Raw genomic sequence first — 11,598 nt, 5'->3', positions numbered from 1 at the left:
AAGGAGCGTTATTCTCCCTCGGATCCTTCTAGATGTAAATCATAACAAAAACAATTTGTTGTATGATCGTTAACCATACCAACGGCCTGCATAAACGCGTAACAAATGGTGGGGCCGACAAAGTTAAAACCAAGTTTTTTCAATGCCTTAGACATAGCCTCCGATTCTGGCGTCTGCGCAGGAACCTCAGCCATAGTCTCGAATGTGTTCACTATGGGTTTTCCTCCGACGAAGCTCCACAAGAATTCGGAAAAATCATTCCCATTTTCTGTATAGCTGATATAGCTGCGGGCGTTTTTGATGATCGAGTTTACCTTTAGTCTATTACGCACTATGCCTTTATTCTGCAGCAAGGCTTCTACTTTTTCATCATCGAATTTTGCAATAATCGTAGGGTCGAAATTTGCAAAAGCCGCTTCATAATTTTGCTGTTTCTTGAGAATAGTGATCCAGGAAAGTCCCGCCTGTTGACCATCTAAACAGAGCTTAGCAAACAGCTCCTGGCTATCATAAACGGGACGCCCCCATACCTTATCGTGATACGCCTGATAGAGGTCATCGGCCCCTACCCAACTACAACGCTGCATTTCCATGGTCATTTTTCCAATTTTTATCTTGTGTGATAAAAAATAACCTACATATGACCAAATCTACAAGGTATAATCGAAACCATTTTTTCAATTTCCAAGCTTGTTCTGCATGCTTAAATAGCATAAAGAAAGGTTGGTATCATCCTGACGGCGTAGATAGTAGACATGACGACGAAACATGACGTAAAGACATTCCAGGGTTTCATTATGACCCTGCAGGAGTTCTGGGCGCAGCAAGGTTGCGCAATCGTTCAACCATTGGACATGGAAGTAGGAGCGGGTACATTCCACCCTATGACCTTCTTACGAGCATTAGGCCCAGAGCCGATGAGCTGTGCTTATGTTCAACCTAGTCGCCGCCCTACTGATGGCCGTTACGGCGACAACCCGAATCGCCTACAACACTTCTATCAATTCCAAGTAGTGTTAAAGCCGTCTCCGGACAATATTCAAGAGCTTTATCTTGGTTCTTTAGCAGCCGCTGGTATCGACATGGACATCCATGACGTGCGCTTTGTTGAAGACAACTGGGAGTCACCGACTCTGGGCGCTTGGGGTCTTGGTTGGGAAGTCTGGTTAAACGGCATGGAAGTCTCACAGTTCACTTACTTCCAGCAAGTAGGTGGATTAGAGTGTAAGCCAGTCACTGGCGAGATCACTTACGGTCTCGAACGCCTTGCGATGTACATCCAGGAAGTTGATAACGTATACGATCTAGTGTGGACAGACGGCCCAATGGGCAAAGTTATGTATGGTGATATTTTCCACCAGAACGAAGTTGAACAGTCAGCTTATAACTTTGAACACGCTAACGTTGAAGTGTTATTTAGAAACTTTGATGATTGCGAGAAAGCTTGTCAACGTCTACTCACACTAGAAAAGCCCCTTCCACTGCCTGCCTACGAGCAAGTTATGAAGGCCTCTCACGCATTTAACCTGCTTGATGCACGCCACGCTATCTCTGTTACTGAACGCCAGCGTTATATCTTACGCGTTCGTACTATGGCTAAAGGCGTTGCGGAGTCTTACTATCAAGCCCGTGAAGCTCTCGGCTTCCCAATCTGTAAGTAGAGGAATAACAAATGAATTTTGAAAACTTACTGATTGAAGTAGGCACTGAAGAACTACCTCCAAAATCATTACGTAAGTTAGCTGAGTCTTTTCTTAGCAATTTTACCGATGAACTAAAAAAAGCAGAACTCAGCTTTGAGTCTGCGGTATGGCATGCGGCCCCTCGCCGTTTAGCAATCTGCGTTAACCAACTTGCTCTAGCTCAGGCTGACAAAGTGGTAGAAAAACGTGGACCAGCTATCGCTCAAGCCTTCGATACTGACGGTAACCCAACAAAAGCCGCTATGGGCTGGGCTCGTGGTAATGGTATTACTGTTGAGCAAGCCGGACGCCTTAAAACCGATAAAGGTGAATGGCTGTTACACCAAGCTAAAGTGGTTGGTGTTGAAACGAAGAGCCTTATTGCCGTTATGGCGCAACGCTCGTTAGACAAGCTACCTATCCCTAAGCCAATGCGCTGGGGTAACAACACCACTCAGTTTATTCGTCCGGTTCACACTGTGACTATGCTGCTTGGCAGTGAAGTGGTTGAAGGTGAGTTGTTAGGTCAAAAGTCGGCTCGCGTTATTCGTGGTCACCGCTTTATGGGCAAACCAAGCTTCGAGCTTGATCATGCCGACAACTACCTATCTGCACTTAAAGAACAAGGTAAAGTAGAGGCCAATTATGAGGTGCGTAAAGCACTGATTAAAGCCGATGCTGAAGCTGCTGCCGCCAAGATTGGTGGCGTAGCCGATCTAGAAGACGATCTACTTGAAGAAGTGACCTCTCTGGTCGAGTGGCCTGTTGTATTAACCGCCAATTTCGAAGAGAAGTTCCTGGATGTACCCGCCGAAGCCTTGGTTTACACCATGAAAGGCGATCAAAAGTACTTCCCGGTATTTGATAAAGCAGGCCAGCTAATGCCTAACTTTATCTTCGTCACCAACATAGAATCTAAAGATCCGCAGCAGATTATTGCAGGCAACGAGAGAGTGGTTCGTCCGCGTCTTGCCGATGCAGAATTCTTCTTCGAAACCGATAAGAAAGACTCACTAGAGTCTCGCCTTACGAGTTTAGAAACAGTGATATTCCAGAAGCAACTGGGCACCATCAAAGATCGTGTCGCGCGCATCTCAGATATGGCTGGTTTTATTGCTAACAGCATAGATGCTAACGCCGATGAAGCGGCTCGCGCAGGTTTACTGTCTAAATCTGACCTGATGACCAACATGGTAATGGAATTTACTGATCTTCAGGGCACTATGGGTATGCATTACGCACGCCTGAACGGTGAAACTGAAGCGGTAGCCCTTGCCCTGCAAGAGCAATACAAGCCTAAGTTCTCTGGTGACACAGTTCCAACTGCGCCTGTCTCTGTATGTGTCGCTTTAGCTGAAAAGCTCGATACCTTAGTGGGTATTTTCGGTATTGGCCAAGCACCTAAGGGCGCAGCCGATCCATTCGCACTTCGCCGTGCAGCTATCGGTATCCTGCGTATCTGCGTCGAGAACAACCTGCCGCTAAACCTTGTAGACCTTATCGCTAAAGCGCAAGAGCTACATGGTAGCAACCTTACCAATGATAAGGCTGCCGAGCAGGTACTAGAGTTCTTTATGGGTCGTTTCCGCGCCTGGTATCAAGATCAAGGTGTTAGCGTAGACGTTATCTTAGCTGTATTGGCACGTCGCCCTACATCACCAGCCGATTTCGATAGTCGCATCAAAGCAGTATCTCACTTTAGAAGTCTTGAACAAGCATCGGCACTTGCCGCTGCCAACAAGCGTGTATCTAATATTCTGGCTAAAGTTGAGGGTGAACTTCCGGCAGCTATCGATGCAGGTTTGTTAGTTGAGAATGCTGAGAAAGTATTAGCCGAAAAGCTGAACGAACTTCAGCCACAACTGGCACCGCTGTTTGCTGCTGCTAACTACCAGGAAGCATTAGCACTACTTGCTGATCTGCGTGAAAGCGTCGATACCTTCTTCGAAGATGTGATGGTTATGGCCGACGATGAAGCACTGAAGAACAACCGTTTAGCGCTACTATCCAGCCTACGCGAACAGTTCCTGCATGCTGCCGATATTTCATTGCTACAATAAGAAGATCCTAGTGCCTAGGTTCTAGGAACTAAAAAAAGCCTCAGATAATTCTGGGGCTTTTTTGTATAGGGATTGCGTTGGAGGGGATTTATGTCCGGAACGCTTAAAACGTTTTAAGCTTCTCATGAAAGAGATCAAACTCTTCGCGAGTCAGGTCGGCATCGATAATTAATCGGTTTAAACACACTTCATCTAATTTTCCTGCTTGATGTAGCATAGAGCACTCACTGATTAAGTTAGCCTGCCAGACTACGACGGCAAGTCTTTCAGTTGGCTTAGCACTCGTATTGGCTAATGCGTTCAGAGATGTCTCAAAACTTGCCGGCAACTGCCAACACCGAGCCAGAAGTGCACTTAAACTTAATGACTTAGAGGTCATCACCTGTCTAAACAGAGAGGAGCAGGGAAGCTCACCGGGGTCGGCTAAGTTAAACCCATCCAACAACATCTTGAAGATAGCTATCTTACCCACATCATGGAGCAGACCTAACATAAATGCCGTATCGGGATCCTCATTAGACAACTCGGAAGACAAAAATGCCACCTGCATAGAGTGACGCCAAATCTGCAAACCAAAGCGTCGATAATAGATGGGTTTTATCTCTATCATCTCCCGTACCAGAGAGGTGGTAACGAAACGCCTTAATTGATCTCGACCTAATTGCACGAAGGCTTGCTGAAGACTCGTCACCTCTCTCTCTGAACGCTTAAAGACGGGAGAGTTACATAACTTGAGAACTTCTACACTCAGTACAGGATCTTTCTGCATGAGTTCGAGTAATACCTTGATATCGGCACTTTCATCGCCCAGTTTCTTATCAAGTTCAGCCATGCGAGTCGGCAACTTAAGCACATTTTCTGCAATCGCCATAGGCGAAGACAAGGCTCGTTCCACATCGCCGATAACATTTTTCTCTAAGTTGTTAGCCACACCTCCCTGATCTTTCTCCCTCACAGGAAAAAGCAGGCTATAGAAGAGTGCCGAAACATCGACAGAGTCAGTAACAGAGCTTAACGGCTCGAGACTCGCCTTAGGTTTCGTGCTTGATATCTGCTGTAATTCAGGGTTCAGAGTGAAACTTTTAGGCTGAGAAACGACAGCATTATCTCTGATATTGAATATTTTCTGGAGTAATTTTATGACCAATTTTTATGACCGGGTATAAAGGGAATGTAATAGAGGTACAGAAAGATTATAGGACAATATTCTATGACTACACTAAGACAAAAACAGATAGCGGGGATTCTATCCTCTATCATAAGTGGTAAAAACAAATTCCGACTCAAAGTTATACTTACCGCTTGTTTTTACGACAATGAATGCCGAAACTAGCTTAAGTGGCCACAATAAGAAGCTAAGAATGACAACAGAGCAAAGCCCTAAGGTATTTAGGTTGGGGGAGAGTGCAGTGGTTATAGACTGCACCAATGATTTTCCGCAGGCGTCGAGACTGTGTATCCAACGCAAAATTTGGTGGTTGGCCGATCGATGCAGACAGACAGATGAATTTATCGATATCGTCCCCGGCATGAGCAATCTCACCCTCTTTGTGAAGAGTACCAATCGAATAAATTATTGGTTAGCTCAATTAGGCACACTCTGGCTACAGGCGAAAGAGATGAGCCTCAGTGGCCGAAATGTGGAGATCCCCCTTGTCTATGGTGGAGAGTTTGGTCCCGATCTGGAGCAGGTAGCCAAGTATCACCAACTCAGTTGTGAGGAGGTAATACGGCGACATTCAAGCGGGAAATATACCGTCCTGTTTCTGGGATTTCAGCCAGGTTTCCCCTATCTCGATGGGCTGGACTCAAGCCTGTTTACCCCAAGATTGGCAGTGCCCAGATTATCCATTCCGGCGGGCTCCGTTGGAATAGGTGGTAATCAGACAGGTATTTATCCGGCGTCAGCCCCCGGAGGGTGGCAACTTATTGGTCGCACCAATATCCCCCTGTTTACTCCACAGTCCATCGGCTCACCAACACTTGTCGAACCAGGCGATACGGTTCAATTTATTCCGGTGACAAGTTTAGAATTTAAAGCAAAATAATGAGCAGTATCAAAGTGACTAAAAGAAAATGACTAAGAGAAATAGTATCCAAGTCCTCAAGGCCGGTTTGCACTCATCGGTACAAGATCTCGGCTGCACAGGCTATCGCCACCTGGGAATAACCACGGGCGGAGCACTGGATCGGCACGCCTTAATACTCGCGAATAGACTCCTCGGCAATAGCGATGCATCGGCGGGCATTGAGCTAACATCCGGTATAGTTGAACTTAAATTTAACCGCGACACCTGGTTTGTATTAACCGGAGCGAACTACCGAATATCTATTGGTCAACGCGACATCTGGTGTAACTGGCGAAATAAAATAAGAGCGGGCGAAACCCTCAGCCTGAGGGGACCAAAATCAGGTATGCGTGCCTACCTCGCTCTCGAAGGCGGAATTGTGAGTGAAATACGCGATGATACGAATAACAACTTACAACTCAAATCTGGCTCACTCTTAGAAGCCAGGTTTTCCGGTGTCTTAGGTGCCGTACTTAAGGATGGAGATAGATTAGAATTAGGTCAGGCCGGAACAATATCGAAACCCATAGGTGCGGTGCAGCGGGGGTATTCAAATGAGATCCGCGCCCTTCCCGGACCGGAGATGTCACTATTTTCGGAAGAATCAAAAAAGGCCTTCTGGAATACCTCCTGGCAACTCACCAACGAAAGTAACAGGATGGGAGCCAGACTATCCGGAATAGCATTATCCTTAGCGCAGCAACAAGATATGGAATCCCACGCCGTCATGCCGGGAACGGTACAAGTCCCTCCCTCCGGGCAACCCATAGTATTACTCGCCGACTCACAAACTACGGGTGGCTATCCTAAAATAGCGACCGTGATTGAAGCCGATCTCTGGAAGCTAGCCCAAACCAGACCCGGAGAAGAGGTTCGATTTGTTCACGTGAGTCCAAGCCAGGCTGATGATGCAGGTTATGAATGGGAACAATACTTTTATCGTTTACAGAGAGCAATTGATGCCAATGGCTAAGATTAAGAAGGTCTCGAGCTCGTAGCTCAATAATATCACTGAGGTCCATCATGTTATCAAATCCGAAAGGTTACCCCATAGATCTCAACGCAGATCTTGGTGAAGGCAGTGAGTTTGACGCTGAGCTGCTAATGCTTATCACCTCGGCAAATATCGCCTGTGGAGGTCATGCCGGCGATCCTCAGAGCATGCGAAAGACGGTGACTCAAGCACTTAAGAACAGGGTCAATGTTGGTGCTCACCCCAGCTTTCCCGATCGACATCATTTCGGGCGTAAGAGAATAAATATTTCAGATAAACAACTGTCAGACTCTATCTGTCAACAAATTATGGCATTGAGAACCATCTGTGATGAACTGGGAGCTAAACTGTTTCACGTGAAACCTCACGGAGCCTTTTATAATGAAGTGGCTAAGAATGAGGTTTTAGGGCTTATTTTGATTGATGTCATAAAACGAATAGACCCCAATCTTAAGTTAATGATCTTAGCGGGGAGCCCCTTGGTTAAACAGGCCCGGCAACATGGACTCATGGTTATCGAAGAGGCGTTTGCCGATCGCACTTATCTCAGTGACGGCTCACTCGCTCCCCGCAACAGAGATGGTGCCGTGATACATGACTCTCAACTTGCATGGCAACAGGTACGACAAATTATTGGAAATAAGCCGGTGACAACCTTAGATGATACCCCTTTGATTATCCAAGCCGACACCATCTGCCTTCATGGCGATAATCAGCAGGCCCTGGCTTTCGCAAAACTGATAAGTGAAAGGCTAACCGAAGCAAGCAAGTCATAGATCCCGGCTAAATGCATGCCGGAATAACGAGACTCCAACCGTCCTGAAGACTGGGTTGTCATCATTCAGAATGACTAGGCTTACGTCATCCTGAACTTGTTTCAGGATCCAGCTTTTGCAACTCATCTTTAAATACAAACCCAGACATAAACCCCTTCATACACCATCCCTGGCGTTCAGGGATAAGTACATCCATGTACAAAAAAGCCCCGGATTTCTCCAGGGCTTCTATGTTTTTGCTCTAACCTCGCAACTCGAGACTAGAAACTCGTAGCTACTCTTCTAGACATCAAGGTTCGCTACGTTCAGCGCATTGGATTCGATAAATTCACGACGCGGCTCAACATGATCACCCATCAAACAGGTAAATAGTTGGTCCGCAGCAATTGCATCTTCAATGGTCACCACTAACATACGACGAGACTCAGGATCCATTGTAGTTTCCCACAACTGCTCAGGGTTCATCTCACCCAATCCCTTATAACGTTGAATATAAAGACCACGTTTAGAATCGTTCATTAGCCAGTTAAGCGCTTCAACGAAGGTCGTTATCTCCTTCATACGCTCACCACGCTTAACGAAACCACCCTCTTCGATGAGTCCTTCCAACGCATTGGCCAACTTAGTCATCAAATCATAATCATGAGAATGCAGGAAGTCATAAGTGAACAAGAAGTGTGTATCGATACCATGCTTACGAATCGTCACTTTAGGCAGATACACTTGACGCTCTGCATCAAGGAAAGCTTCAGCACTGTAGTGTACGCCACCTGAATCTCGTTCAGCCAGATCGGCAACATAGGCATCACACCACTGTTTTACTTTAGCTTCATCACTCAGTAATTCTTGAGTAAATGCAGGGTGATACAGCATACGCTCCGTCAGCAAGCTAGGGTAACGCTGCTCTAGACGAGCGAAGATAGCTTCAACTTCACGGTACTGATAAACCAACTTCTCTAGCGGTGCGCCAGACATAGCTGGTGCATCGGCAGATGGATGGATTTCACCACCGTCCAAAGCTAGGTTAGTTAAGTATTCGGTTAATGCAGGATCATCCTTAAGATACTGTTCTTGCCTACCTTTTTTAACTTTATATAGAGGAGGTTGAGCAATGTAAATATAACCACGTTCGATGAGCTCAGGCATTTGACGGAAGAAGAAGGTCAGTAGCAAGGTACGGATGTGCGAGCCATCGACGTCGGCATCGGTCATGATGACGATGTTATGGTAACGGGTCTTATCAGGGTCGTATTCATCACGGCCAATACCACAACCTAATGCGGTAATTAGGGTGACCACTTCCTGAGAAGACAACATCTTATCGAAACGTGCTTTCTCAACGTTTAAGATCTTACCTTTCAACGGCAGAATAGCTTGGTTCTTACGGTTACGTCCCTGCTTGGCACTACCGCCAGCAGAGTCTCCTTCCACTATGTAAATTTCAGAGTGTGCAGGATCTTTCTCTTGGCAATCGGCAAGCTTTCCAGGTAAACCACCGAGATCCAGCGCGCCTTTACGACGAGTCATCTCACGGGCTTTACGCGCCGCTTCACGAGCACGAGATGCATCGATGATCTTACCGACAATCAACTTAGCTTCGTTTGGATGTTCAATCAGGTAATCACCTAACTGCTCGCCCATTGTCTGCTCAACGGCAGTTTTCACTTCACTCGACACCAATTTGTCTTTGGTCTGTGAACTGAACTTAGGATCCGGAACCTTAACAGAGATAACAGCGGTTAAACCTTCACGGGCATCATCGCCGGTTGCACTGGTTTTACCCTTCTTGTTATAACCCTCTTTTTCCATGTAATTGTTTAGGTTACGCGTCAACGCACCACGGAAACCCGCAAGGTGAGTACCACCATCGCGCTGAGGAATATTGTTGGTAAAACAGAAGATATTTTCCTGGAAACCATCATTCCACTGCATAGCAACTTCAACGGTAATACCGTCTTCACGCTCTTGAATGAAGTGGAAAACGTCTTTGTTTACCGGAGTCTTATTAACATTCAAATAATCGACAAATGCGCTGATGCCGCCGTCATACTTGAAAAACTCATTACGATTATCGCGCTCATCGACAAGACGAACACCCACACCTGAGTTTAGGAAAGAGAGTTCACGAACACGCTTTGCCAGGATATCGAAATGGAACAAGGTGTCAGAGAAGGTATCTTCACTCGGCCAGAAGCGGATCTCTGTACCTGTGTTAGTTGCATCGCCAATCTCTTTAATGGGCTCATCTGGCACACCATGTGTGTAAAACTGCTCATAAAGCTTACCGTCACGACGGATTGTCATTTGTAGCTTGTGAGATAGCGCGTTTACAACCGAAACACCTACACCGTGAAGACCGCCAGAGACTTTATAGGAGTTATCATCGAACTTACCGCCAGCATGCAGTACCGTCATAATAACTTCAGCTGCAGATACGCCCTCTTCCGGGTGAATAGCAACAGGGATACCACGGCCATCATCTTTGACCGATACAGAACCGTCTGCATGGATAGTAATCGTAACGTCGCTACAATAGCCAGCAAGTGCTTCATCGATAGAGTTATCGACCACTTCGAATACCATGTGATGTAGACCCGTGCCATCATCGGTATCACCGATATACATACCTGGTCTCTTACGTACGGCATCAAGACCTTTTAGGACCTTGATGCTCGAAGAATCGTAACTATTCTCTGACATATTATTCTCTCGTCGGTTATTCAATTACCGTTACACGTCCCTGTTCCACATGGAACATTTTACTGGGCGGCGTGTTTAACGAATCTAGTATCGCTGCAGGCTCGATAGCGGTGACAAATACTTGTGCACCTGTGTCGATTAACTGCTGCAGCAACAACTGTCTGTGCTTTGCATCCAACTCTGCTGGAAGATCATCCACCAGATAAATACTATTCTTATCTATTTGTTGTTTTAACAACTTTCCCTGTGCAATACGCAGTGCACAGACTAACAATTTCAGTTGGCCCCGGGATAATGCATCTTGTACCGGTAAGGTACCAACACGTAATCTCAGATCGGCTTTATGGGGCCCGCTACCGGTATTTCCGCTAGCGAGATCTCTGGGATATTGCATCTCGAGTAACTGTGCGTAATCAGTTTTACTATCCCAACCTCGGGTAAAGGAAACCTTAACATCGACCTGAGGTAAAAACTCCCCAATTATACCCTTAAGTTGCTCATTTAACGAGTTTACATATCGAGTTCTGATATCGGTAACGACTTCAGAATATCGAACCAATTCTTTATCCCAAAATTGAATTTGAGAGTAACTGGTTTCATTTTTAAGTAGCTGATTTCTCTGCTTTAAAATTCGCTTAACATTGATCCAGGCCGAATGAAAACTTTTATCGCAATGAAACGCGCCCCAATCGATAAATTGACGTCTCGATTTTGGCCCTTCAAATAACAGCGCAAAACTCTCGGGAGTGATCACCTGAATGGGCAAAGACTCAGCCAAGGTCGATAGACGTTTAACTTTATCGCCATCAATTTTGACCTCAGTTTCACCACTTCGAAACCGTCTTAATCCAATTTTGCTCTCTTTATCGAGCACATTTAAATTGGCAAACAGCGTCAACTTATCATCTGAATGTTGAATCACTCGTTGTGAAAGGTGGCTACGAAAGGAGCGGCCCATACCAAGAAAATAGATCGCCTCTAAAATACTGGTTTTGCCACTGCCATTATGGCCATAAATCAGATTAATTCCCTCACCAGGACGTAGTTGAGCAGAAGCGATATTCCGAAATGTTTCAATATGAAGACGCGTCAGACTCATTAATGGCTCAGTAATCACTTATCTGGCAAGCCGACTATAAATTGCTAATCTCTAACCCGAAAGATAGAGGCAAACTAGCCAGGCGAAAAAATTAAAATAGCCAAGAAGATTAGCATATCCACAGGCCACATCAAAGCGCGATCTCACTCTGGAGCAGACCGTGAAATCATTGAAATCCTGAATCCCAAATCAACGTCTGTGATTAACCCTCTGTGGCC

9 protein-coding genes are annotated in these 11,598 nt (G+C 45.9%); 5 read left to right on the top strand and 4 right to left on the bottom strand.

Annotated features, from left to right (window positions below; translation table 11 throughout):
* Positions 1-8 precede the first annotated feature (8 nt).
* Positions 9-593, bottom strand: a complete 585-nt coding sequence (locus tag EKG38_RS21655; RefSeq protein WP_126523074.1) for a DNA-3-methyladenine glycosylase I — start codon at positions 591-593, stop codon at positions 9-11.
* 162 nt (positions 594-755) lie between these two features.
* Between EKG38_RS21655 and glyQ the strand changes: the two genes are divergently transcribed.
* Both glyQ and glyS read left to right on the top strand, forming a co-directional pair.
* Complete coding sequence (glyQ, locus tag EKG38_RS21650) at positions 756-1,661, top strand: glycine--tRNA ligase subunit alpha (RefSeq protein WP_126523073.1); 906 nt, start codon at positions 756-758, stop codon at positions 1,659-1,661.
* 11 nt (positions 1,662-1,672) lie between these two features.
* Positions 1,673-3,742, top strand: a complete 2,070-nt coding sequence (glyS, locus tag EKG38_RS21645) for a glycine--tRNA ligase subunit beta (protein ID WP_126523072.1) — start codon at positions 1,673-1,675, stop codon at positions 3,740-3,742.
* 103 nt (positions 3,743-3,845) lie between these two features.
* On the opposite strand, the gene EKG38_RS21640 is transcribed toward glyS, so the two are convergent.
* Positions 3,846-4,889: an HDOD domain-containing protein gene (locus EKG38_RS21640; protein ID WP_126523070.1), complete on the bottom strand. Its 1,044-nt coding sequence runs from the start codon at positions 4,887-4,889 to the stop codon at positions 3,846-3,848.
* A 214-nt stretch (positions 4,890-5,103) separates the two neighbouring features.
* On the opposite strand from EKG38_RS21640, the gene pxpB reads away from it, so the two are divergent.
* The 3 genes from pxpB to pxpA are packed head-to-tail and all read left to right on the top strand — an operon-like array spanning position 5,104 to position 7,581.
* Positions 5,104-5,790 carry a 5-oxoprolinase subunit PxpB gene (pxpB, locus tag EKG38_RS21635; protein WP_126523068.1) on the top strand — a complete coding sequence of 229 codons (687 nt, stop codon included), beginning with the start codon at positions 5,104-5,106 and terminating at the stop codon, positions 5,788-5,790.
* 28 nt (positions 5,791-5,818) lie between these two features.
* Positions 5,819-6,784, top strand: coding sequence for a 5-oxoprolinase subunit C family protein (locus tag EKG38_RS21630; RefSeq protein ID WP_126523066.1), 966 nt, complete (start codon positions 5,819-5,821; stop codon positions 6,782-6,784).
* Between the two features lie 50 nt (positions 6,785-6,834).
* On the top strand, positions 6,835-7,581 hold the full coding sequence (gene pxpA, locus EKG38_RS21625; RefSeq protein WP_126523064.1) for a 5-oxoprolinase subunit PxpA: 747 nt from the start codon (positions 6,835-6,837) through the stop codon (positions 7,579-7,581).
* A 282-nt stretch (positions 7,582-7,863) separates the two neighbouring features.
* Here pxpA and gyrB read toward each other — a convergent pair whose 3' ends face one another.
* Both gyrB and recF read right to left on the bottom strand, forming a co-directional pair.
* Positions 7,864-10,281, bottom strand: a complete 2,418-nt coding sequence (gene gyrB, locus EKG38_RS21620) for a DNA topoisomerase (ATP-hydrolyzing) subunit B (RefSeq protein ID WP_126523062.1) — start codon at positions 10,279-10,281, stop codon at positions 7,864-7,866.
* Between the two features lie 16 nt (positions 10,282-10,297).
* Entirely contained in the window at positions 10,298-11,380 is a 1,083-nt protein-coding gene (gene recF / locus EKG38_RS21615; RefSeq protein ID WP_126523060.1) for a DNA replication/repair protein RecF, read from the bottom strand.
* Positions 11,381-11,598: the final 218 nt, after the last annotated feature.

Origin of the sequence: Shewanella canadensis, from assembly GCF_003966225.1 — a bacterium.
GTDB classification, from domain to species: Bacteria; Pseudomonadota; Gammaproteobacteria; order Enterobacterales; family Shewanellaceae; genus Shewanella; species Shewanella canadensis.
The sequence above is the reverse complement of the archived record's forward strand: the minus strand, read 5'-3'. Positions and strand labels throughout refer to the sequence as shown.

Coding starts and splice junctions, on each gene's coding strand:
- glyQ (WP_126523073.1), top strand. CDS start 756: ATGACGACGAAACATGACGTAAAGACATTCCAGGGTTTCATTATGACC.
- recF (WP_126523060.1), bottom strand. CDS start 11,380: ATGAGTCTGACGCGTCTTCATATTGAAACATTTCGGAATATCGCTTCT.
- EKG38_RS21630 (WP_126523066.1), top strand. CDS start 5,819: ATGACTAAGAGAAATAGTATCCAAGTCCTCAAGGCCGGTTTGCACTCA.
- gyrB (WP_126523062.1), bottom strand. CDS start 10,281: ATGTCAGAGAATAGTTACGATTCTTCGAGCATCAAGGTCCTAAAAGGT.
- glyS (WP_126523072.1), top strand. CDS start 1,673: ATGAATTTTGAAAACTTACTGATTGAAGTAGGCACTGAAGAACTACCT.
- pxpB (WP_126523068.1), top strand. CDS start 5,104: ATGACAACAGAGCAAAGCCCTAAGGTATTTAGGTTGGGGGAGAGTGCA.
- EKG38_RS21655 (WP_126523074.1), bottom strand. CDS start 593: ATGGAAATGCAGCGTTGTAGTTGGGTAGGGGCCGATGACCTCTATCAG.
- pxpA (WP_126523064.1), top strand. CDS start 6,835: ATGTTATCAAATCCGAAAGGTTACCCCATAGATCTCAACGCAGATCTT.